Here is a 23,295-nt window from a genome sequence, read left to right on the forward strand (position 1 = left end):
CTTCATGCCCGCTCGTACCAGGACTTGCTACTATTGACAATGTAGACCACCAGCAGCATGACGGGCACTTCAATCAAAACCCCCACCACGGTTGCCAGCGCTGCGCCGGAGTTGAATCCAAACAGGCTGATGGCTGCCGCCACGGCCAGCTCAAAGAAGTTGGATGCGCCAATCAAAGCCGAAGGGCAGGCAATGTTGTGCTTTTCGCCCAGCACCCGGTTGAGCCAGTAGGCCAGCGCTGAATTGAAAAGCACCTGAATCAGGATCGGAACCGCCAGCAAAGCAATCACCAGTGGCTGCCTCAAAATGGCCTCGCCCTGGAACGCAAACAGTAGCACCAGCGTGGCCAGCAGTGCCGCAACAGACCATGGACCCATCTTGGCCATCACCGCATCAAAACGGGCCGTACCCTGGGTCAGCAGCGATTTGCGCAGCAGTTGCGCCAGGATGACTGGGATAACGATGTACAGAACCACCGAGGTCAGCAAGGTATCCCATGGCACCGTAATTGCCGAAATGCCCAGCAAAAATGCGACCAGCGGCGCGAAGGCGATGACCATGATGCTGTCGTTCAACGCCACTTGCGACAACGTGAACAGCGGGTCACCGCCAGTCAGCCGGCTCCAAACAAACACCATTGCCGTGCAGGGCGCTGCGGCCAGCAGAATCAGGCCGGCAATGTAGCTATCGAGCTGGTCGGGCGGCAGCATCGGTGCAAACCAATGGCGAATGAACAGCCAACCCAGAAATGCCATGGAAAACGGCTTGACCAGCCAGTTGACAAACAAGGTCACGCCAATGCCCTTGATGTGCTGGCGCACCTGGCCCAACGCGGCAAAGTCCACCTTTACCAGCATCGGGATGATCATCACCCAAATCAAAAAACCCACGGGCAAATTGACCTGCGCAATTTCCATCTGGCCAATGGCCTGAGACACCCCGGGAAAGAGCTGCCCCAAGGCAATACCCACAACAATGCACAAGAAAACCCAGACTGTCAGATAACGCTCAAATATGCTCATGGGACGCATACCCCCAATGATGCGACCACCCCGGTCAGGCAAGGCTCGCCCTGGCAGCAGTTTTGGGTGAGGTACGTCAACAAGTCGCTCATGCGGTCAAACTGTGCGCGATAAATCAGGTTGCGCCCGTCGCGCTTCTGGCTGACCAGATCGGCGTGCATCAACTCTTTCAGGTGAAATGACAGCGTGTTGGGCGCAACCTTCAGTGCGTCGGCCAAGATACCCGGTGTGAGCCCGGCTTCACCGGCCACCACCAGTGCCCGAAAGATCTCCAGGCGCGACGCTTGTGCCAAAGCCGAAAGCGCCTTCACGACTGTATTTGATTCCATTATTCAATGATAGTTGAAATAATGACCGATGCACAAAGGAATATGAGCTGATTTCCCGACCGCGCTGGTACTCCTAGGTGCGATGAGCATATTGCAGGCGTAAGAGCCACCCCGCCCACGCCAACGCACCGATGATCACTAAAGCGCCTAGCGCGCGCGTCAAACCGCCTATAAGTTGCGCCTTGGGCAGCAACCCCATGGAAGAAAACAAGAATATCCAATCATGGCCGCCCTCCTCGCCCGTTTGTCCATTCAGCAGCATGAGTTGGGGATGCAGTGCGTCATACATATAGGGCGCTACGTCCAACAACGACACGCCAAAAAACCACAGCCCGATAGATGCACCAAAGGGATCGCGGTTAGTTACCAGCAGCGCACCCGCCAAAACCAACGGCATCACCAATTGGCCCAGGGTTCCTCCCAAAACGGTGAACCACTCTCCCAATGGCATAAAAATAACGTGCCCAGCTTCATGAAAAATGAGAAGTGGACGGTGCAGAAATGTCGCTCCCATGGCGCCGTCTCGGTAGTCCAGTGCAATCAGGCTCACGCCCCACACACCAAAAGCCATCCACGACAGGCAACGCAGCCAAAGTGCTGATGAACTGACCTGATCGGGCACTTCCGTCAAGCGAGACCACCAACCTTCTCGATCAGCTTCATCATCCGCTGTTGGTCGTGTCACAGCACTCTGTCCAACCTTGGCGAGTATGACCCCGCACTCAGGGCACGCAGCGGGAAGAGCCTGGTCTGAGGGAAGCGGCTGGTGACCACAATTAGGACAACGCGAATACATACAAACTACTCTTCTACGACGTGACTAACTGCGCGGCAAACGCACGGTCAACAGTTGCGAGGCAAGGGCTGCGTCGTCAGGGTCGGTCACCATTGTTACCAGCCAGTCTTCACCGTCCGTCTGAACCGCAATGCCCTCCACCTTGGGCGCGCCTTGCAGGCGTATCAGGCGGCGCACTTGGCCGTCCACAGCAACCACCCCCAACGCCGATGCTACACAGGCTCCGTCTGCCACGCTGCTACTGGTGTCTTCGGCTACTGCGCTGCACAACCACTCGCCACCAGGCAGCGGCACACCATCGGTCAGGCTCAATGGCACCCCGTCCACGTCACCCAAGTCCAGCATCTGCACGCTCAAGATGGCGGGCGGCTCCGTCTGCAGCCCTGCCAGCCATCGCGCTGCCACATTCCAGTCGTAATGGATACAAGCACTGCGCGCATCATTTTTGTTGCCTCGCTGTAGCAAATGCAGCTCTTCACTAGCCACCCAGGCGCCCTCAATATTCAAATCGGCAAATTGTTTGCGCAGCGGCGCGTACAAGGCAGACAAAGACACGATAGCCTTGCGTCCATTGAGCTGCCCAGGACCAGCCAGTGCCACCAGTACGCCCGTCTCTCGGTTGGGCGTAGATCCCGAGCCCAATGCCAGCAACGCACCGCCCACACAGCCGGGCAGGGGTGGCAAGTGCGCAAGGGTTTCAAAGTCTGGCTTGACCCTTTTGCGTTGGGCAGTGTCTCTGGGTAAATCACCATCCAGCAACTGCAACAAACGACCCGGTGCAGGTGCCGTTCCGGCAGCTACGGTGTCTTCAAACAAGCCAAGATGCAAGTCGTCGTCCGCCACTACATACAGCGTATGGCCAGACCGAACAAGGCCACTGGCCGCACTCAGATGCGCCCGTGCTTGCGGATGCTGTACTGGGTCTATTCGAAGTGTGCCGATATTTTGTGGATTCAGGGTGCAAGAGAAAGAAGGCATGGAAAAATCGGCCAACGGCTATCAATGGCTTGGACCAATAATTGCATGGTACTATTTACGTGTCCCCTCCTGCTGCGTTCTCACAAAAAAAAATCGAGAGAAAGCTCTGTTCGCAACCGTACAGAAGGACGGTACGTTGATCCGTAAGCTCGATTCATGCTCAACTCGCACGAACTAGACAACGACATGTTCGCATCGCGTGAACCAAACTATCAAAGCACACCCAAATTGGTCTCGGTCTCGACAGTATCAGATATACCCTTGGTCAGTGTGATTGTCCGAAGCATGGACCGACCCATGCTTCAGGATGCACTCGATTCCATTGCATTGCAAACCTACTCGAACGTGGAAGTAGTAGTAGTGAATGCAACGGGAGTCAATCACAGCACATTAGATAAATGTTGTGGCCGATTTCCCCTGAGACTCGTTCAGGGTAGCGGTAATCTGGAACGCTCTGCGGCCGCAAATTTGGGTATGGAGAGCGCAAAAGGAACATACCTCATTTTTTTGGATGATGACGATTTTTTCTTGGCAAACCATCTGGAAAAATTGTGCACAGCGCTGACAACGAGTACAGCGCGGGCATGCTACACGGGTGTGCAGTTATTGGGAAGCGAAGGGCAAACCATCCTGGTGCTGGATGAACCGTGGGAAATTGACCGACTGAGAGGGGCAAATTTTCTTCCCATTCACGCTGTTCTTTTTGAACGCTCACTTCTGGACGATGGCTGCCGATTTCGAGAAGATCTCGAGTGTCTGGAAGACTGGGAGTTTTGGCTGCAAATTGCAGCCCTTACGGACTTCCAGCATGTGCCCGAAGTGAGTGCTGTGTACCGTATCGCTCTCGGCTCTTCTGGCCTTTCATCGGAAGCTGACGCCGAAAAACACATCACCAATAGGGCGTTGATTTTCGAAACTTGGCTTCCACAATTTACTTCACGCGACTGGGTACGCTCGATTCACTGGTTTGAGAACGCGAGAAGCCATTTTTACCAAATGGCATTGGATCGTTTTCATGAAAATCAACAACTGGAGGCGCAGTTACTTGCCGACCAAGCGGTTTTTGCTGATATGCAGTCCAAGCTGGATGCTGCCCACATACATGCAGTGGCCTTACAAGAAAATATTGACCGTTTTGATCGACGCAAAGCGGCTTTGATAGGAATTGCTGCAGAGAATGCAACCCGAGCCGATGCATTGCAAAACACAATTGAGGAGCTAGTCAATTCAACTTCATGGAAAGTGACAGGGCTGCTGAGATTTGTGTCTCGTATTGCGCGCGGGGAGCGCCGTCAGGCAATGGACAGCGTTCGTCGGCGTCTCATCTCCCTAGCGAACCAGGTGGGCGTTCGCCTACCGCCCGCCTGGGTTGGCGCCTCGTCAGATACAGCTCTCAATATTGCAGGCACACCCACTCACCATTTGGTATCGCGTTTTCTGGAGCTATCGGACACGTCCATGTCAGGAATGGTGGACATGGGAGGTGTCGCACCCATTGTCACCCTCCCGCACGGGCGAATCGCTGTGCATGCGCATATTTTTTACCCGGATGTTGGCCCTGAATTCGCAGGTTTCCTGGGTCGCATGCCATTTGCATTCGACTTGTTTATATCGGTTCCCAATGAAGAAGCCCGAATAGACTGCAAGGCATTGTTTGCACATCTGCCAAAACTGCTGCGCCTGAAAATTGCCGTGGTGCCGAATCGGGGGCGCGATGTAGCGCCCATGTTCTGCACCTTCGGCGCAGAGTTACGCAAATATGATTACCTGGCACATATCCATAGTAAAAAATCGCTATACAACGAGGGAGCAACCCAGGGTTGGAGAGAGTATTTGCTGGAGCAACTGATGGGAAGCCCTCTACAGATACGAAAAATCTTTGCGTTGCTGGCCGAGCCCACGCGGGTTGGCTTGATCTATCCGCAAAACTATTCCAAGCTTCCTTACTGGGCCAATACCTGGCTTTCCAACAAGCCGTTGGCGCGTTCGTGGTGCCAACGGCTGGGCATTGATGACATGCCCAACGGGTATTTTGACTATCCAGCGGGTTCCATGTTCTGGGCCCGTACCAAAGCCCTGAAGCCATTGTTTGATGCAGGCTTGACACTGGACGACTTCCCAATGGAGACGGGCCAACAGGACGCGACGCCTGCTCACTGCCTGGAACGCCTGTTTGCACTGACCGCCAATCGCAGCGGCTATAAGACGGCAATTTTGCAGGATGCGGCATCTCCCCGATCGTCCGCTTGGGGCTTTGAACAATATTTGGGACAAACCGACGCCCACGTGCGCGCCCTCGTGTCTGACGCTGCTTTGGAAGTGGTGGCATTTGACATCTTTGACACGCTGCTGCTGCGACCTCTCTTAAACCCCGAGAGCACCAAAGCCATCATTGCGCAAAAGGCGGGCGAGGATGTTGGCAAGACCTATCTGAGATTCAGGGCTCAGTCTGAAGGTCTGGCGCGACAACGGGCCGGGCGCGATGTCGGTCTAGATGCCATTTATGCGGAGTTTGCAGTGCTGTCGGGATTGCAGGACGACTCAGTGGCCAGCCTGCGCCACCTGGAGGAAAGCGTGGAACATGCCGCGGTCAAAGCGCGATATGACGTAGTTGACATGCTGCAATTCGCACTGGCGAAAGGGAAGCGGGTGGTTCTGGCAAGTGACATGTTTCTGCCCCGGCCGGTTATTGAATCCATGCTGGCGGACAATGGAATTGTGGGGTGGCATGCGCTCTACCTGTCTTCGGAAGTAGGCTTGCGCAAGGACACCGGAGATTTGTACCACCACATCCTGGCAACAGAGCAAGTGACGCCTCAGCAAATATTGATGATTGGCGACAACGAGCACTCAGACGTTCAGATTCCCAGTGATATGGGTATCAAAATCTGGCATGTGATGCGCCCTGTGGAGATGGCGCATGCTGCGGGGCGATTGTCGGCGTTGGTGCACCATGCGTTGAAAAAAAATGATCTGAACGAAGAGTTGACCTTGGGCTTAATACTGCGCGCCAATTTGGGGCCGGTCTTCTACTCCCATTTTAATTCGCTGGACCTGGTTCCGCCCAGTCACCAAGCTATTGGCTACACCGTTCTAGGTCCGCTGGTGTTGTCCTTCGTCCAATGGCTTGGACAGCGAGCTTCGGAAGAAGGCATGGATCGGCTCTATTTCCTGTCACGTGAAGGCGAGTTCCTGAAAAAGGTCTACGACTTATGGGCTCAACATGCAGAAGCGCTGCCACCGTCTGAATACCTTATTTTGTCGCGGCGTGCAGTCACTGTCCCGATGATCCGAGGGATGGATGAAATTGAGGCCATTGCGCGGACGATCTATTTTGAAAATCAGGGAACCACATTTCTTCGCGAGCGGTATGGATTGGTGCTCACGGACGATGAATGGTCTGCCTGCGTTCAGCAGGGTTTGGTGCATGCGGACGGCTGGGTGGAAGTGACGAATGGGCAGATTGATCACCTCAAGCCGTTGCTTGCGGCGCTTTTGCCGCGAATTTTGGAGCAGGCTAAAACAGAGCTTCCCGGACTCATGGCTTATCTGAATGGCGTGGGCATGGGCTTGGGCGACGGCAAGAAATTTGCTGTGGTTGACGTTGGCTATTCAGCAACCATCCAGGGGCGGTTAAATCAACTTTTGGACAGTAAGGTACATGGCTACTACATGATGACGGACAGTCGCGCAGAATCTGTTTCTGATCGATACGCCGTGACTGTCGCGGGGTGCTTTGGCCAGTATGTTCAACCGACACTGGATGCATCTGCAATGTTGACGCAGAGCTTCGATCTTGAAAAACTGTTGAGTTCTGATGAAGCACAAATTGTTCGCTACAACATCATGCCTTCTGGTGCAGTGGCTCCAGAAGTCCGCGTTCTGAGCAGTGATGAAGTCCAATCCCAATCCATCAGAGCAGAAATCAGAAAAGGCGCACTGAAATTTGTCCAAGATGCCGTGACCACACGCACCAATCTTTTGGAAAATTATGTCGTTCCAGTGTCTTTGGGACGAGGTCTGTATGAAGCATTCGTGAAAAACGCATCCGAACGTGAGGTCGCTTTGCTGCGCGAGTTGGTTCTGGACGATTACTACTGTGGCCGTGATTTGGTGCGATAGCCGCAACGGGCTTACGCTCGGTGTGCACTCATGACAAAAAACGGGAAACCGATGTGCCCTGCCCAAGGGCCCCAGTACATATTGGCTGTCGGCTGCTTGAAACCTGCATTTCTCAGTGCATCCAGTATGTCCCAGCCAAAATTCTGAAAACATAACGATCCCTCGTTGGAGACCGGATTTCCATGAAATTCTGGCGGCAGGATGTGTTGAACGCTACCCTGCGCATCGACGGTTGCGCGAATGCGTGTCTCCGCCTGATCGTAGAAAAATGGGACGGTAAAAACCAGCGATCCTCCTCGCTTCAATATTCGGGCTGATTCCGAAAAGGTATTCAGGTACTCTGGAATATGTTCAAAGACATCCTGACTTAGGACAATGTCGAAGACGCTATCCGCAAAAGACAATCGGCTCAGGTCTTCATGTCTGACATTGACATGACCGTTGAAATCCGCGACCACTTCCCCTAGCTTATATCCAGGCCCCAAGTATTCGCTTCCGATTACGTTTTCGAACAAATTCTGAACGACTTTGAATGACACGGTAGTTTGCTCAGCAATGTAAACATGCGCTGTTTGCGAAACGTTCAGCTTGCTGACGAGCAAATCGATAAGAGCCCGCATGCGGCTATTCAGCCCGCACTGACTACAAGCACACGTTTCAGTCCACGCAGGATGAACAGAACCCGTCGGATTTGATCCGCAGTAGTGCCAGGTAATCCGCATGTCCGTCACGGATTTGCACGCTGCGCACCAAGCTTTGATGTCAAAAGGATGCCTGGACATCAACATGCGGTCATCTATCGCCGCCATTACTTCCAGTTGAGCGCCCAGCTCTGAAGCTTTGGCATCAAACTCTGCCTTGCTAGTGAACTCAGCGAGCCATATTGAAGGAAGTTGAGATTTTCCGCTAGCCATCAAAGCAATCCTTCAAAGTATTGGATTCGCTCAACGACCATTGAGTCCCGTTGATTCGAAAGCGAATAGGCAATCCAACCGCATGACAGCGAGTATCTCACTAAAAGTGAGACATAAAAGGACGCGCTGCGCCCCAGTTTTCGGGTTGCTTGAAAAGGTGCACAAATAGAATGCCAAGCCAGTCGATATGAAATATCCAGAATCAGAAACGCCCGGGGCCTTTTCAAAGCCTCGGGCGCATTTCATCTCGGCTAAGTAGCTGGATGGCTCGGAATACTGGCTTACTTGGGCATGATCACACTGTCGATGACGTGTATAACGCCGTTGTCAGCCACTATGTCTGTTTTGACAACATCCGCATTGTCCACTTTGACACCACCCATGGTGGATACAGTCAATTCAGATCCTTGAACGGTTTTGACTTTCCCTGCCTTCACGTCGGCGGCCATCACTTTGCCGGGAACTACGTGGTAAGTCAAAACTGCGGTGAGCTTGGTCTTGTCTTTCAAAAGCGCATCCAGATCAGCCTTTGGAATTTTCGCAAAGGCCTCATCGGTTGGGGCAAACACGGTAAACGGTCCGGGGCCCTTTAGGGTGTCGACCAGCCCGGCAGCACCCAATGCTGTGACTAGGGTTTTGAAACTGCCAGCAGCGACAGCGGTGTCTACGATGTCTTTGGCTTGGGCAGAAAATGCGACGCCGAGAGCGAGAACAGAAGCGATAAGGGTCTTTTTCATGGAAATCTCCGACAAGTAGTTGATCTACAGATGCGCCAGATATGTGGCGTAGCGCGACTATATTACTAATTAGTATCCTTATATTCTTTATGGTATTTTTTAATACCACTTAGTATTTTCATAAAAATTGCGAGACTCTAAACCAAACTGCCAGCCACTGCGTCATAGCAAGTACCCAATGAAAGCCACAGCATGAAATAAAGGTTTCAATCTCGGAAAGGTTGAAATCAGTAGGAAACGGTCAAAGCATTAGCGGTCAACTAATCGACAAAGGAATCGACTATGCAATCACTGCCTGAAGGATATCAAGCGCTCGTTATCGGCGCGTCGGGCGCAATTGGATCTGCTTTTTTGGAACAACTCCAACGCGATCCTCGGTGCGGGCGCGTCGTCGGCCTATCCCGCAGTAGTCAGCCTGCAATTGATTTCGAGAACCCGGGCTCGATTGAAACGGCAGCGGTACACATGCGTTCGCTAGGACCATTTCACCTGGTTGTTCTAGCTACCGGCACTTTGCACAGTGCTCAAGGCATGCCAGAAAGAAAGCTGGCGCAACTGAACTACGCGCAAATGGAATCCACCTTTCGGATCAACACCATAGGGCCGGCACTGGCCATCGCGCACTTCACTCCCCTTCTGGATAAATGCACCCGCAGCCTTATGGCCGTGCTCTCTGCCAAGGTGGGCAGCATTGGTGACAACCGTCTGGGCGGTTGGTACAGCTACCGGGCTTCAAAGGCTGCGCTCAACATGCTGATCAAGACTGCGTCCATCGAGATGTCACGCACCAATCCACTGGCGGTGCTGGCGGCATTGCATCCCGGCACCGTCAATTCAGCCTTGTCCGCGCCGTTTCGCGGTGCAGAGATTGGTAGGCCGCCGGCAACAGCTGCAGCGGAGTTGCTAGAGGTGATGGATGGATTGCTACCGGAGCAGACTGGTGATTTCTGGGCCTACGATGGTCAACGCCTACCCTGGTAGCGTTTACTTAAATCATTTATGGATGTCGTCTGGCGCTGCAATGGTGCGGCGGTTGACTTCTAACTCAACGGCATTCATCCGCCATATCAGCAAACAGCTGCTTCAGCAAACTTGGATTTGGAGTTGAAATTGAACTCATTAGTGTCCCAACGTTCCCACATCGACACGTCGCAAGTTAATGATTTACTTGAAAAATTCAGCGCCTGACTCTGGTAGCTGGCTGCTCAGCCCGCACATGAGCCAGCGCCAGCCGTTTAGCGTAGAAGGTTGCCGGATCATGGTCAACACCGGCCATTTGCTTGTCGACTAAGCGCCTGGTTCAGGTGATCCGCTGAACCACCATCTCTACCTGCGCGAGGATGACAGCGCAGGCACCGTGCAGCAAATTGGAATGCCGATCAGCGGCTACATGGCGTAAGGTAGCTCACTCCGCCATCCGAGGGCAACCAGTGCGCCATAAGGTGACACTGGCCGTCGGCACACAACGTGAAGTCAGCGGTGAACTCGGAACGCGTCAACGGCAGCCGATCGGTGAAGGGAATGCTGGGCGTGTAGGCATACCAGCCATTGCGCAGCACTGCATCAGGCGGCGGCTCCATCCCTGCTGCAGACCCATGCACACGCGCCTCCACCGCATCCAGCCGCAAGGCCTGGCCGGCTACAGGGGCCCGCACCACATAGTCCTCTTCCCAACGCACTTTTTCAATGCTGTGCATCCAGGATAGGGTGAAGTGGGTGCCAGGTACAAACACTGGATTCGCTGCCGGCGAAAGCGCTGCTAGCGCCAAACAAACCCCCAATGTTGGGCCCATGCCGCAACCTTTCTCAGGCTTGGCGCACGCGCCATCGGTGCCAGACCACAAACGCGGCCACCAACGCCAGCCCCGCCTCGTCGGTGAACGGCAGTGCCACGATCAGCAAACTAGCCGACAAAATAGCCCACGCGCGCTCAACCCAGTTCAGCGGGCCAAACAGAAACCCGATGGCACCAGCGCCCCACATGGCAATCGCCACGAGCGCTTTGAACACAATCCACACGGTATCTACCCAGTTGCCCGTTTGCAGCATCAGCGCAGGGCTGTACACCGCCATGAATGGCACGATAAACCCCGCAATCGCAACCCGAATCGCCTGCAGACTGATCTTCAGGCCACTTTCGCGCGCAATAGGGGCTGCTGCAAAGGCGGCCAGCGCCACCGGCGGTGTCAGGTCCGCCATGATGCCGAAGTAGAAAACAAACATGTGCGACACGATCAAGGGCACGCCAAGCTTGAGCAGCACCGGTGCGGCCAGAGAGCTGGTGATGATGTAGTTGGGAATGGTGGGAATGCCCATGCCCAAGATCAGGCAAGTCACCATGGTCAGCACCAAGGCCAGGAACAGGTTGTTTTCACCAACGGCAATGATGTGGCCGCCCAACTCAGCTGCGACTCCGGTCAGGTTGATCATGCCAATGATCACACCTACCAGCGCGCAGGCAATGGCCACAGGCAGCGCATGGCGGGCACCGTCCACCAACGCAATCACGGCAAGGCGCCGTGCGTCTCCACCGGTACGGCGTATATACGTCCACGCAACCAGAGCCGTAATCAGCACAAAAAATGCCCCCACCCCGAACTTGAAGAACCCGCTGCACGCAAAGCCCAGCAAAACCCAGAACAACGCGCGCAGCGGCATGCTACGCACACCGCTGACAACCGCAGCGCCAAATATCAGGATGACGGTCAGGCCCAAGCCCACGGTGCCAGAGAACAGCGGCGTGTAGCCCGAGAACAGTAGCACTACCAAGCCGGCCAAAGGCAGCAACAGGTACCAGCGTTCGCGCACTGCTGCCCATGGGTTGGGGCAGTCTTCTTTGGACATACCTATCAGGCCCTTGCGCCCGGCTTCCAGATGCACCATCCAGAATGCGGTGACAAAATACAGAATGGCCGGTATGACCGCCGCCTTGACGATTTCCAGGTAAGGCACGTTGATCGTTTCGGCCATGATGAAAGCCACCGCCCCCATGACCGGCGGCATGATTTGCCCACCCATGCTGGCGGTCGCCTCCACGCCGCCTGCAAAGGCGGAGTTGTAGCCAAAGCGCTTCATCAACGGAATGGTGAATTGCCCGGTAGTCACCACGTTGGCCACGCCAGACCCGCTTATGGTGCCCATCAAACCCGACGAAATAACAGCCACCTTGGCCGGACCGCCTCGGGTGTGGCCCACGGTGCCCAAGGCAAAGTCGGTGAACAGCCGAATCATCCCGGCTTGCTCCAGAAACGAGCCAAACAAAATAAACAAAAATATGTAGGTGGATGACACATAGGTCGGTGTGCCGTAGATGCCCTCAGTCCCAAAGCCCAGGGTGCTGACAATCTGGTCCAGCCCAAACCCCCGGTGGGCCAAGACGCTGGGCAAATGGTTGCCAAACATGCCATAGAGCAGGAAACCTCCACAGATGACTGGCAAGCCCCAACCCATGGCACGGCGGGCGGCATCAAATACCAAGGCGACGGTCACCACGCCCACCACCCAGTCCATGGTCGTCAAATCACCCGAGCGTTGCGTCAGCTCTGCCTCAAATACCCACTGATAAATCCCAAACGCAAAGCCAATCAGGCCTAACACCCACCCCAGCGCACGCGACCATGCCACCCGGCCGCCCAGGGGCGGATACAAGCCGTAAATCATGAGCAAAACAAAGCCCACGTGTATTGACCGGATTACCAGGCTGGACAGTGGATGAAAAGCGGCCATCCATATTTGGTAACTGGAAAACAGGATGGCGATGACGAACAAGGCGCCGTGCAGGGGCGCATGGACGGCTTCGTCGGGAACGGTAGGGGCTTGCGACATGCGGACCTCTTCAAATAGCAAACAGAATCGGCCGCATGGATGGTGCGGCCGATTCAGGAGACAACAAGTATGGGGCTTACTTGATCAAGCCCACCTCGCGGTAGTAGCGCTGTGCACCGGGGTGCAGGGGAATGGGCATGCCCTTAACCGCGTTCTCGCGCTTGATGGCCTTCGCTGCATTGTGGGCTGCATACAGCGTGTCAAGGTTCTCGTACATCGTCTTGGTCATTTGGTAGGCCAACTCGTCGGACACGCCAGAATGGGTGACCAGGAAGTTGGGGATAGCAGCCGTGGCTACATCCGCCGTCTGACCGCCATAGGTGTTGGCAGGAATGATGGCGTTTTGGTACGCCGCGTCACCCACCTTGGCCACTACGTCAGCCGGCACGGGAACCACTACGATCTTGATCGCGGTAGACAAGTCGCGGATGGAGGCCACGCCCAATCCGGCTGACTGCAATGTCGCATCCAGCTGGCGGTTTTTCATCAGCTCGACCGATTCGCCAAACGCCAGGTACTCCACCTTGGCCAAGTCTGCATAGCTAAATCCCGCTGCTTTGAAAATGGCACGGGCATTGAGTTCGGTGCCCGACTTGGCGGCTCCCACCGACACGCGCTTGCCTTTAAGGTCAGCCAGCGTTTTGATGCCTGACTCGGCACTGGCCACGATCTGGATGTAATTGTTGTAGGTGGCAGACAGGCCGCGCAGCTTGTCCAGCGGTTTGGCAAAGCCAGCCTCGGCATCACCTCGCCAGGCGTCAGACACAGAATCACCCAAGGCCAACGCGAGCTCGCCACGCCCGGCCTGCAACAAGTTCAGATTTTCGGCAGACGCTTTGGTAACCTGTGCGGTAGCGCGCACGTTGGGAATGGCCTTGGCATAGATCTGGGACAGTGCCACACCCATGGGGTAGTAGACACCGCTTTGCCCGCCGGTCAGTACGTTGATAAATTGCTGTTGAGCATGGGCCGCACCGGCGACCAAGGCCACACTCAAGCCCAGTCCTAGACTCACCTTTTGAATCAATCGCATCGTAATATCTCCTGTCTTATTGAAAGAGGTTTCCAGCATACCGCAAGTGCTCTCAGGGGAAACCCAGGTTTGACAGTACCCACAGGCTTTGCTTGCAACCCCAAATGCGCAGCTGGCGGTCTGCTGGAAGATTTGCCAAAATCGGAACAACCACCCAACCGGCGCAATGCGTTTACGGTTTAGCGGTTGCCTAAAGAGCAGAAGGAATACCGCCTACCATGACTACAGCCTCAACCGCCAGCCAAGACCAGCGCATGGAACACGATTCCATGGGCGAGATAGCCGTCAGTAACGACGCACTGTGGGGCGCACAAACCCAGCGCTCGCTACTGCATTTTGCGATCTCCACCGAGCGCATGCCGCAGGCGCTACTGTACGCACTGGCAAGTACCAAGCGCGCTGCCGCGCATGTGAACAGTGAGCTGGGTTTATTGGATACAGCGATTGCCAATGCCATTGTTCAGGCTGCAGATGAGGTGCTGGCAGGCCAGCATGCGCACGCCTTCCCGCTGTCCATCTGGCAAACGGGCTCCGGCACGCAAACCAATATGAATATGAACGAGGTGCTGGCCAATCGCGCCTCCGAGATACTAGGCGGCCAACGCGGCATGGACCGCCTGGTCCACCCCAACGACCACGTCAACATGGGCCAGTCGTCCAACGATATTTTTCCCACTGCCATGCACGTCGCCGCGCTTGCCGGACTCACTCACGACCTGTTGCCGGCGCTGGGCGCGCTGCAATCTACGCTGACTGCCAAGGCTGAAGCATTTGCCACCATCGTTAAAATGGGGCGCACCCATTTGCAAGACGCCACGCCTATTACCTTGGGCCAGGAAATGTCGGGCTGGGTCGCACAACTGGTGCACGGACAGGCGTGCATAGAACGCAGCCTGGATGCCCTGCTGGAGCTGGCCGTGGGCGGCACCGCCGTAGGCACGGGGCTTAATACCCATCCCGAATTCGGCGCGCGCGTGGCACAGCGGCTGGCGCAGGAATCCGGCTTGGCATTGCGTTGCGCCGACAACCGCTTTGCAGCGTTGGCCGCACACGACGCATTGGTCAGTGCCCATGGTGCCTTGAAGACCTTGGCCGTTGCCTTGATGAAGATCGCCAACGATGTGCGCTGGCTGGCCAGCGGTCCACGCGGCGGTTTGGGCGAGTTACGGCTGCCTGAGAATGAACCCGGCAGCTCCATCATGCCCGGCAAGGTCAACCCTACCCAATGCGAGGCACTCACCATGGTGTGTTGCCAGGTAATGGGCAACGACGTGGCGTTGGGCATCGGTGGCGCCATGGGCAACTTTGAGCTGAATGTGTTCAAGCCCCTGATCATCCATAACTTCCTGCAAAGCGTGCGCCTGCTGTGTGATTCCATGACCAGCTTCGACCACCATTGCGCACAAGGGCTGGAGCCTGACCGCACACGCATTGCCGCACTGGTGGAAAATTCATTGATGTTGGTGACGGCACTGAACCCGCATATCGGCTACGACAAGGCGGCTGAAATTGCCAAGTATGCACACCAGCACGGCACGACGCTGCGCGAGGCGGCGCTGGCGTTGGGGACGGTCAGTGGCACGGATTTTGATGCCTGGGTGGCACCGCAAAATATGGTTTAAACAGAACCACACAAACATGACGATAGACAGCGAATTGCCGAAAACCACCTCTAATCCAGTCTTGGCCGACTTTGTGGTGCCCAGCTACACACCCGCACATCCCCAAAGAAAGTGGGCTGCGCTGAAGTGGATAGTGCGCGGGGTTGTCGCTCTGGCGGTGGTGTCCTTGATCGTGGGGCTAAGTGGCAACGCACGTTGGAGCCGCAATATCGATGCGCGCATGCAGGCGCTAGCGGCTGCTACACCGCAAACGCATTCCCAGCGCTACGACGACGAAGAATTGAAGAACTTGCCGCCCGTGGTGCGTCGATACCTGTCGCTGGCGTTGAACCCAAACCAGCCTATTGTGCGCGGGCTCTATCTGGAGCAGACCGGCAGCTTCAACCGCAGCAGCGATCCCCAGACCCCTCAGTGGGAGCCATTTACTGCACGCCAACGGGTGGCGACCAAGCGTCCGGGCTTTGTGTGGGACGCGGCCATCACGGTGTCGCCCGGAATCACGGTGCGCGTAGTGGACGCCTATGTGGCCGGCGTTGGCAGCTTGCAGCCTTCGGTGTTGGGACTGGTGGATGTGGGCAGCAGCGAAGGCAATACTGACATTGCGCGCGGCGAGCTGATCCGCTATTTCGCCGAGAGCGTGTGGTACCCCACGGCCTTGCTGCCCAGCCAAGGCGTGCAGTGGGAGGCTGTCGATGCACATTCTGCCAAGGCCACATTGACCGATGGCCCACTGACGGTAAGCCTGTTGTTCGCATTTGATGCGGTTGGCTTTGTAGAACGCATCAGCAGCACAGAGCGCAGCGCCCTGCTCAACGGTGCAATGGTGCCCATGCCCTGGGAAGTGCGCTTGTTCAATTATGCGGAGCACGACGGCATGCGGGTGCCGCAAGAGGGGGAAGTGGCCTGGCTGACACCCAGAGGTCGCTTGCCCTACTGGCGCGGCACGATCGCCAAGCTGGTTTACGACATGCCGCGCTAGACAGGGCAGGCCCAGTTCACGGCTATCTGGATGCAAACAGGGGTGACTGTTGCGCAGACACCTTCGTACCCATTTCCTTTAGGCAATCATTTTTATCGCTCCAGTTTGGCAAGGCATTGCAGCGCAACGTCGCCGTAGTTTGGCTTGCCTGGGCCTGCCGCCGCAACTCGCCAGCTTGCACCGCACCACTGACAACCGAATAGAAAAGTACCAGCATGCCCACCACAACCAGCGAGCCAGCAAACGCAAACCAAGGGGATTCTTCGGTAGCTTTGAACGGTATCGTTAACATGGAATTCTCCTCAATCATTTACTATTATTTTTATAGCTATCTACGTATATTCCACGAGGGCTATAGGCCAATTTAATTAGAACTTTTTGGCTACCCATGGCGTGATCCAATAGACCCCATGGTGCACGCTGGCGCGCTAAAACACTGTGCTGTAACGCACACTTGCAAGCCATACTTTCAACTATTTACTGGGAGGTACATCACCATGGCAAGCATTCGCAGTGGTAACAAGTCTGTTCTGCTCGTCGTTGACGTGCAGGTCAACGTCGTCAAGGGTGCGTGGGAAGCACCCCGCGTCATTGGTAATGTGGCGTTATCCGTCAAACGCGCGCGCGCCCAAAAAGTGCCAATAGTCTGGGTGCAGCATGCGGATGACGATCTAGTTAAAGACAGCCCCGGTTGGCAGTGGGTACCCGAATTGATACCCGCCGCGGATGAGCGGTTACTCCACAAGCAGTTCAACTCTTGTTTCGAACACACACCGCTAGACGAAGAATTGGCCAAGCTGGGTGTCACCCATATCGTCCTGGCAGGCTGCGCCACCAACTGGTGTATCCGTGCAACGGCCTACGGCGCGTTGGAACGCGGATACGACCTGACCCTGATCAAGGACGCCCATACCACCAAGACCCTGGAGCTGGAGAATGGCATGAAGCTTGAAGCCGCAACCTTGGTCGAGGACCTGAACATTGCAATGACCTGGCTGAGCTACCCGGGCCGCAAGAACACTACGGTCGCGGCTGAGGCCGTTGAGTTTTACGGTGAAGGGGGTAAGCGGCTTTAGTCCTGCAAGTAAACCCAGCGTCGGAAGAAGGCGCTTAGGTCCATACCGCTGGATGCCTCCATAGCCCGCTGGAAGTCTGCAGTTTCAACCGATTGGCCCCAGTGCGTGCGTGTGTAGCGGGCAAACCCCTTCCAGAATCGTTCTTCTCCCATCAGCTTGCGCAGTTCGTGGACGACCAGTGTGCCCTTGTCGTAGACCAGTGAACGGTCGGCTGCAGTTGGGGCATCCCAGTCAGGAAACACCAGTGGGCGGTCCAAGCCGGCGTCTTTGAGGCCTTTGTATTTGGTCGGTGCAGCTTCGATCTGTTCATCGTCGGCTGGCTGCTGCAACGGCGCACGCGGATTGCCATTGCCCACACTGACCAATTGGGATGGCAAAACCAGGGCCAGCATCAAACTGGCGCGCACCGAGGGGGCATCCGGGCAGGGAGTCCACTGGCTGGTTGAAAACGCTGTAGCCACCTACCACCTGCAGGCTGCCGACAATGGTCTTGGTTTCAAACCGGGGTTGCAGTTGCAGCGCAAAGTGCTGAACGCTCCAGCCCTGTTGCGCCCAAGCCGACACGGGCAAGAGCAGCAGAGCCACCAACAGCTTCACGACTCTGGCAAAGCATTTCATAGCGGCTGCACGCGCACAGTGTCTGGATTCTGGAGCCAGGCTACGCTCTGGACCTTTACGCGGCCAGCTAGGTTGGCAGGGTGATTAGGATCAGCCAAAATGGGCACTAAAACTTTTGTTGATAAAATTGGCCGCTAGCCCTCGTATCCATTACGTTGGCAGCTACTGAATTGATAGTAATTACAAACCCCGGCAGGTAGTTGAAGAGCAGGCGACATGTTGGGCGTGGGAACAATCAAACCCTCCAACCATGCGATTACTGTATTGCCCCAAAACTCAGATGGATCTATTCCAATCCTTTACCCAGTCCAGATATTCCTCGGAAGGCATCGGTCGGGCAATCAGGTACCCCTGCACGGTATGGCAGTCCAACTGCCGCAACATGTCCCAGTCCGCTTGGGTTCCCACTCCTTCGGCAACGGAGCAGATATTGAGTTTCCTGGCCATTCCCAGGCTGGCTTCCAGTATGACTCTGGCGGATTCTTGTCTGCTCGCATTGGCCACAAACGACTGATCAATCTTGAGCTCGGTAAACGCAATGCGGATGAGTTGCTGCATGGAAGAGTAGCCCGTTCCGTAGTCGTCAATCGACAAGCCGAATCCTTTCATGCGCAATCGTGCAAGGTTTTCCAGCGTATGGCCCACATCTGTGGTCAATGCCGACTCTGTCACCTCCACCACGACATCGCGCGGTTCGACATGGTGTGCGCGTACGAGTTCGATCACATGATCGGCGGTGCGCACATCCACCAGGGATCGAATCGACAGGTTGATGGAGACGGATCCGTCTATGCCGTGGGCCGCCCAGGTCCGGCGAAATGCTGCAGTCTTCTCGACCATGGTCTCGGTCAGCGTACCGATCTTTCCTTGCAGCTCAAGCGTTGGAATGAAGTCGCAAGGTGCAACTAGCCCGTATTGACGGTGGTTCCATCGCGCCAGCGATTCGGCGCCTGAGACTCGGCGGGTCGCCATTTCGATCTTGGGTTGGTAGTACGGCTCGAATTCGCCATCCCTCAGCCCTGCAAGTATTTCCTCCAAAGTAAACACTGGGCTTGTGCGGTGCGGTAGCTGGCTCGCAAGTATGCTGTGCCGTGCGATGATGGGGAGCAACTTGTCAGGCGTAAGGGGCTTTTCCAGCACACCCAACAAATTGATCCCGTAGGCTTCTGCCATGGTTTGAATGGATGCAAGCAGATTGCGATCGAGCGCGCTGGCGAGAATAATGGAGACGCGAACGCCACTTTCCCCCAAGTTGCGAACAAAGGCCATTCCATCCATGCCTGGCATGTCCAGGTCGCTGATGATAATGTCGACGGGCTTGCCGGGCTCCTGCAGAATTGCCAAAGCGCCCACACCATCCTTCGCTTCATAGATCGCGTTTGCGCCAATTCCGTGCAGGATTCTGACCAGCATTTTTCGCTGAAAGTCATGGTCTTCAACAACCAGAAAGTTCAACCTCGCGATTGCCATCGCTCCCTCCTCACTATTTTTTATCTGCCCAATTTTAAGTCTGCTCTATCACATTCGTGAGGAAGGCATTGAGCTTTTCCCACTCCTTGTCAAACGCACCCATGTTGCCCAGGACTGTCGTCCAATCATTGGCTCGACTGGCCTTATCCAAGCGCTCGCCGACGGCTGCCAGTCCGATGGCGCCCACCATTGCGCTGGCACCCTTGATCCGATGCGCAGCAATAGTCAACTGGGCCATATCGCTGTTCTCAACCGCGAGTCTTAGCAGGGCAATGTCTTCAACGGCAGCACGCCGAAAGTCCTTGAGTATATGGCGTTCGTCTGCAGCATCTCCACCGGCAACGGCTACCAACACCGTTGGATCAAACACGCCATTGCCCACCGTCGCGTACGTTGGTTTACCAACGATTCCCTCAGATGGTCCATGTTCGTGCGGTATGGGAAGCCACTGATCGAGCTTCTTCAAAATCTCGGATAACTCGACGGGCTTGACCATATAGTCGTCCATCCCGGCTGCCATGCATTTTTCGTTTTCGCCGTCCAATGCATTGGCGGTACAGGCGATGATGGGAGTGCGGGCCTTGCCGGTACTGGCTTCAATCTCACGGATTCGGCGGGTTAAATCGTAGCCGTCCATTTCCGGCATGTTGCAATCAGTGATTAACAGTCCATAGCGCCCCGACTTCCATTTTTCCAAGGCGTCGACCCCGTGCACGGCGCTCTCGGCCGCATAACCCAGCGCATGCACCTGGCGCATCAGTACGGCCCGGTTGGTGGAGTGGTCGTCGGCCACCAGCACCAAGGTTCCCTCCGCTTGTGCCTGTTTCGCATTGGGCGCGGCACGCCGCATACTTGTTGTAGTGCTAAGCCAATCGCGGTCGGCACGGCTATCGCGGCCTGGCAAGTCCTTGGCATCAGCCGTCGGCAACCACAGTGTGAGAAACATGGTCGTGCCTTTGCCAAGCTCGCTTTGCATTTCGACCGAACCGCCCATCAGATCAGCGAGCCGTCGACAGATCGTAAGGCCCAATCCGGTACCACCCATCCGTGGGGCCACCTTGTTTTCGATCTGGATAAAAGGCTGAAACAAGCGCTTTTGGTCTTCTTCCGAAATTCCGATGCCCTTGTCCACCACCGAAAATCGCACACGCTCAGAGTTGTTCGCCTGATCGATCAGTTCTGCCTTGACCTCGATGACGCCTTGCGACGTGAATTTGAGTGCATTGCTGACGAAGTTGTTGAGAATTTGACGCAGCCTCGTGGGGTCTACCCACACGGCAGGGCTGATATGCGGGTCTACATTGCGCTTGATCAACAAGCCAAGGCTGCTGGCGTTTCCTGAAAAGATGTTGTGAACATCTCCGATCAGATCCTCGATCGATACCACTTCAGGGCGAACTTCCATCCTGCCGGCCTCAATCTTTGAAAAATCCAGGACGTCATCAATGATGCGCAGCAAGGACTTACTGGACATGCGCACAATGGCCAGCGACGTGTATTGCTCGGCATCGAGCCGAGTCAGGCTCAGCAACTCCAGCATTCCGAGGACACCGTTCATGGGTGTTCGAATTTCATGGCTCATGGTCGCAAGAAACGTACTCTTGGCGCGGCTCGCCGAATCGGACGCTTCCTTGGCTTCCTGCAATGCCAATTCCATTCGTTTTTTCCCGGTAATGTCGGCCACATACACGTTCATGACGATACTGCCATCGCTTTCCCGCTGAAGTGAAGCTTCCTGGTGCAGCCACTTGTCGGTGTTGTCGCCACGCTTGACCCGGTAATCGTGTTGAAAAGCAGAAAGGTTCTTCTTGGCATCGTCTAAAGTTGCGAGGAAGTCCGTTTTGTCTCGGTCGTCAATGGCACCCACAATCTCATCCCATCCCGGCGTATCCTCCGTGCCATGGCTCGCCGCGATCCCATGGACACTGCGTAGATTGACACTGGAAAAAGTGATCTCTGACAGATCAGATGGGGATTGCCGCAACTGGTACATGGCACCAGGCAGACTGTCGGCCATCGCTCGCAGCCTGTTTTCGATCTGCGCGCGCACACGTGCTTGGTGAGAAAAACCCAGGTATCCCGGAATCAGGACCAGCATGCCGATCAACGTGCTGCCTAGCAGCACGAACAAAGTGATGTCCTGAAGATGTTCCGCAGTTGCATGGCGCAACTTCAACAGGTCAAGCTCCTCCTGGCGCAGTGCTTCGGTTATTTCAAAGACCTTCTCCGTGGTCTGTTTGCCGATGTCGGACACGGCAGTCGTCTGATCCACTGCCTGGCCCTGGATGCGCCGCAGCCCGGCATCGTCATGCATGATCGCAAACCGCTTGGCGACCATGTCCTCCAGCAATGGCATCTTGCCGCGTTGCTTGGCGTTATCCATTGTCATCTTCTTGACAAATTGCACTGAGGTGTTGGCTTTGCCGATGGTGCGATCGCGTTCGGTCAAGAATATTTCGTTGCCCGACAGAAGGTAGCCGCGTTGCGCAGATTCCGCCGCACTGACTGAGGCATCGATGTCGGTCAAAGCGCGCAACACTTCTTGACTATGGTTGCCCCACCGCGAGGACTCCAATTGGCTTTGGCTCACTGCATAGAGCGTCCCGCCCATAACTAGAATCACCAGCATCGCAAGCGCGAAGCCTATGTGGGCCACGTACCTCGTGACAGGTGCTGCCATGGTGACTCCGATCGTGAACCGTGGAGCCCATAGTACATCCAAATTTTGCCGTCCACGGTGTTATCCGCCAGGGCCTCAAAATTGAGTGCGGCACGATGATAGAGATAGCTTTTCGCTGCTTTGGGATGGTCAGGCAGGCGCCTAAGAAATAAAATAGAGTACTCTGTCCAATAGAGCATATGATTTGCCAACCATGCCAGACCACATGACCATCACCCCCGAACAAGCCGGTGCAGCGCTCCGGTCAATCGAAGATGCCAGCCGCCACAGCGCAATCCTGCTCCGGTATCGCCGCGCTGCGCCTTTTTTTATCCTGTGGGGCTGCTGCTGGGCCTTGGCTTATGGGCTGTGCAATTTCTATCCAAACCACATGGGTGTGATCTGGAGCGTCAGTGATGTCATCGGCATACTTGGCTCATGGCGCATCATGCGGGCCCGTCCGATCACAGCCCGCCACCATGGCGCTTGGCGGCTCATGGCCGCCGTGGCCGTGGTGGCAGCCTTTGTTGCGGCCAGTTTTTCGGTGCTTGCGCCGCAGTCCGGGCAACAGGTGGCCACGTTTATCACCCTGGTTTTTGCCGCAGCCTATGCGCTGTTTGGCATTTGGGCCGGCTGGCGGCTGGTAGTGATTGGGGGCCTGGTGGCATGTATTGCACTGGCTGCGTTTTTCTGGGCTGACGCCCAATTTAACCTGTGGATGGGCATGGCCGGCGGTGGCGGACTCGTTGCCGTGGGTTTCTGGCTGCGTCGCGCATGACATGGCTGAACTCGACAGCGTCATCCACCAACCAATACGCCTCAAAATTATGGCTGCACTCAATGCCTGCCCCGACGGCGAGTTTATTGACTTCGTAGCCCTCAAGGCCATTGTGGGTGCTACCGACGGCAACCTCGGTGCCCACTTGGGCACGCTGAAAACTGCGGGTCATGTGGCCATTGAAAAAGACTTTGTTGGCAAAAACCGCGTACCCGGATACAACTCACCCGCCAGGGCCGGCGCGGGTTTGCGGTCTATGTCGAACAGCTGCGGAGTATTTTGGACGGTACCTCCCCCTGAACCCGTTTCCTTGCCCCTTCTTTAACCCACGGAGACT

The 23,295-nt window shown here is 55.7% G+C and carries 20 protein-coding genes; 7 read left to right on the forward strand and 13 right to left on the reverse strand.

Features of this window, described 5'->3' with window-relative positions; all coding sequences use genetic code 11:
* Window positions 1-2 precede the first annotated feature (2 nt).
* The 4 genes from arsB to IPI80_RS10840 all read right to left on the reverse strand — a co-directional run bounded on the left by arsB (window position 3) and on the right by IPI80_RS10840 (window position 3,125).
* On the reverse strand, window positions 3-1,022 hold the full coding sequence (gene arsB / locus IPI80_RS10825; RefSeq protein ID WP_413859920.1) for an ACR3 family arsenite efflux transporter: 1,020 nt from the start codon (window positions 1,020-1,022) through the stop codon (window positions 3-5).
* Window positions 1,019-1,351 carry an ArsR/SmtB family transcription factor gene (locus tag IPI80_RS10830; protein ID WP_413859922.1) on the reverse strand — a complete coding sequence of 111 codons (333 nt, stop codon included), beginning with the start codon at window positions 1,349-1,351 and terminating at the stop codon, window positions 1,019-1,021. The genes arsB and IPI80_RS10830 overlap by 4 nt, the downstream gene beginning before the upstream one ends.
* A gap of 73 nt (window positions 1,352-1,424) precedes the next feature.
* Window positions 1,425-2,036: a hypothetical protein gene (locus IPI80_RS10835; protein WP_413859924.1), complete on the reverse strand. Its 612-nt coding sequence runs from the start codon at window positions 2,034-2,036 to the stop codon at window positions 1,425-1,427.
* A gap of 135 nt (window positions 2,037-2,171) precedes the next feature.
* The gene (locus IPI80_RS10840) at window positions 2,172-3,125 is read right to left on the reverse strand and encodes a DUF6929 family protein (RefSeq protein ID WP_413859926.1); all 954 of its coding nucleotides are present in this window, start codon (window positions 3,123-3,125) and stop codon (window positions 2,172-2,174) included.
* A 285-nt stretch (window positions 3,126-3,410) separates the two neighbouring features.
* On the opposite strand from IPI80_RS10840, the gene IPI80_RS10845 reads away from it, so the two are divergent.
* On the forward strand, window positions 3,411-7,247 hold the full coding sequence (locus IPI80_RS10845; RefSeq protein WP_413860411.1) for a rhamnan synthesis F family protein: 3,837 nt from the start codon (window positions 3,411-3,413) through the stop codon (window positions 7,245-7,247).
* 11 nt (window positions 7,248-7,258) lie between these two features.
* Here IPI80_RS10845 and IPI80_RS10850 read toward each other — a convergent pair whose 3' ends face one another.
* A complete protein-coding gene (locus tag IPI80_RS10850; protein ID WP_413859928.1) occupies window positions 7,259-8,161 on the reverse strand; it encodes a class I SAM-dependent methyltransferase in 903 nt (300 codons plus the stop codon).
* 281 nt (window positions 8,162-8,442) lie between these two features.
* Window positions 8,443-8,898, reverse strand: coding sequence for a fasciclin domain-containing protein (locus IPI80_RS10855; RefSeq protein WP_413859930.1), 456 nt, complete (start codon window positions 8,896-8,898; stop codon window positions 8,443-8,445).
* A 282-nt stretch (window positions 8,899-9,180) separates the two neighbouring features.
* Here IPI80_RS10855 and IPI80_RS10860 point away from each other — a divergent pair, with 282 nt between their 5' ends.
* The gene (locus tag IPI80_RS10860) at window positions 9,181-9,879 is read left to right on the forward strand and encodes an SDR family NAD(P)-dependent oxidoreductase (RefSeq protein WP_413859932.1); all 699 of its coding nucleotides are present in this window, start codon (window positions 9,181-9,183) and stop codon (window positions 9,877-9,879) included.
* Window positions 9,880-10,277: 398 nt separating this feature from the next.
* Here IPI80_RS10860 and IPI80_RS10865 read toward each other — a convergent pair whose 3' ends face one another.
* From IPI80_RS10865 to IPI80_RS10875, 3 genes are all read right to left on the reverse strand, one after another.
* The gene (locus IPI80_RS10865; protein ID WP_413859934.1) at window positions 10,278-10,691 is read right to left on the reverse strand and encodes a DUF1850 domain-containing protein; all 414 of its coding nucleotides are present in this window, start codon (window positions 10,689-10,691) and stop codon (window positions 10,278-10,280) included.
* Between the two features lie 13 nt (window positions 10,692-10,704).
* Window positions 10,705-12,723, reverse strand: a complete 2,019-nt coding sequence (locus IPI80_RS10870; RefSeq protein ID WP_413859936.1) for a TRAP transporter permease — start codon at window positions 12,721-12,723, stop codon at window positions 10,705-10,707.
* A 76-nt stretch (window positions 12,724-12,799) separates the two neighbouring features.
* Entirely contained in the window at window positions 12,800-13,756 is a 957-nt protein-coding gene (locus tag IPI80_RS10875; protein WP_413859938.1) for a TAXI family TRAP transporter solute-binding subunit, read from the reverse strand.
* A gap of 218 nt (window positions 13,757-13,974) precedes the next feature.
* Between IPI80_RS10875 and fumC the strand changes: the two genes are divergently transcribed.
* Together fumC and IPI80_RS10885 are read left to right on the forward strand one after the other, a co-directional pair.
* A complete protein-coding gene (gene fumC / locus IPI80_RS10880) occupies window positions 13,975-15,378 on the forward strand; it encodes a class II fumarate hydratase (RefSeq protein ID WP_413859940.1) in 1,404 nt (467 codons plus the stop codon).
* Between the two features lie 16 nt (window positions 15,379-15,394).
* Window positions 15,395-16,357 carry a DUF6920 family protein gene (locus IPI80_RS10885; protein WP_413859942.1) on the forward strand — a complete coding sequence of 321 codons (963 nt, stop codon included), beginning with the start codon at window positions 15,395-15,397 and terminating at the stop codon, window positions 16,355-16,357.
* A gap of 22 nt (window positions 16,358-16,379) precedes the next feature.
* Here IPI80_RS10885 and IPI80_RS10890 read toward each other — a convergent pair whose 3' ends face one another.
* Window positions 16,380-16,649, reverse strand: a complete 270-nt coding sequence (locus IPI80_RS10890) for a hypothetical protein (RefSeq protein WP_413859944.1) — start codon at window positions 16,647-16,649, stop codon at window positions 16,380-16,382.
* A gap of 205 nt (window positions 16,650-16,854) precedes the next feature.
* On the opposite strand from IPI80_RS10890, the gene IPI80_RS10895 reads away from it, so the two are divergent.
* Complete coding sequence (locus IPI80_RS10895) at window positions 16,855-17,433, forward strand: cysteine hydrolase family protein (RefSeq protein ID WP_413859946.1); 579 nt, start codon at window positions 16,855-16,857, stop codon at window positions 17,431-17,433.
* Here IPI80_RS10895 and IPI80_RS10900 read toward each other — a convergent pair.
* The 3 genes from IPI80_RS10900 to IPI80_RS10910 all read right to left on the reverse strand — a co-directional run bounded on the left by IPI80_RS10900 (window position 17,430) and on the right by IPI80_RS10910 (window position 22,201).
* The gene (locus tag IPI80_RS10900) at window positions 17,430-17,894 is read right to left on the reverse strand and encodes a M1 family aminopeptidase (RefSeq protein WP_413859948.1); all 465 of its coding nucleotides are present in this window, start codon (window positions 17,892-17,894) and stop codon (window positions 17,430-17,432) included. The genes IPI80_RS10895 and IPI80_RS10900 overlap by 4 nt on opposite strands.
* Window positions 17,895-18,327: 433 nt before the next feature.
* On the reverse strand, window positions 18,328-19,521 hold the full coding sequence (locus tag IPI80_RS10905; RefSeq protein ID WP_413859950.1) for an EAL domain-containing protein: 1,194 nt from the start codon (window positions 19,519-19,521) through the stop codon (window positions 18,328-18,330).
* Window positions 19,522-19,555: 34 nt separating this feature from the next.
* Entirely contained in the window at window positions 19,556-22,201 is a 2,646-nt protein-coding gene (locus IPI80_RS10910) for an ATP-binding protein (protein WP_413859952.1), read from the reverse strand.
* Window positions 22,202-22,394: 193 nt separating this feature from the next.
* Here IPI80_RS10910 and IPI80_RS10915 point away from each other — a divergent pair, with 193 nt between their 5' ends.
* Window positions 22,395-22,958 carry a hypothetical protein gene (locus IPI80_RS10915; RefSeq protein ID WP_413859954.1) on the forward strand — a complete coding sequence of 188 codons (564 nt, stop codon included), beginning with the start codon at window positions 22,395-22,397 and terminating at the stop codon, window positions 22,956-22,958.
* A 1-nt stretch (window position 22,959) separates the two neighbouring features.
* On the forward strand, window positions 22,960-23,283 hold the full coding sequence (locus tag IPI80_RS10920; RefSeq protein ID WP_413859956.1) for a transcriptional regulator: 324 nt from the start codon (window positions 22,960-22,962) through the stop codon (window positions 23,281-23,283).
* Window positions 23,284-23,295 lie beyond the last annotated feature (12 nt).

Source organism: Candidatus Aalborgicola defluviihabitans (genome assembly GCF_016705985.1).
In the GTDB taxonomy this organism is placed as follows: domain Bacteria; phylum Pseudomonadota; class Gammaproteobacteria; order Burkholderiales; family Burkholderiaceae_C; genus Allorhodoferax; species Allorhodoferax defluviihabitans.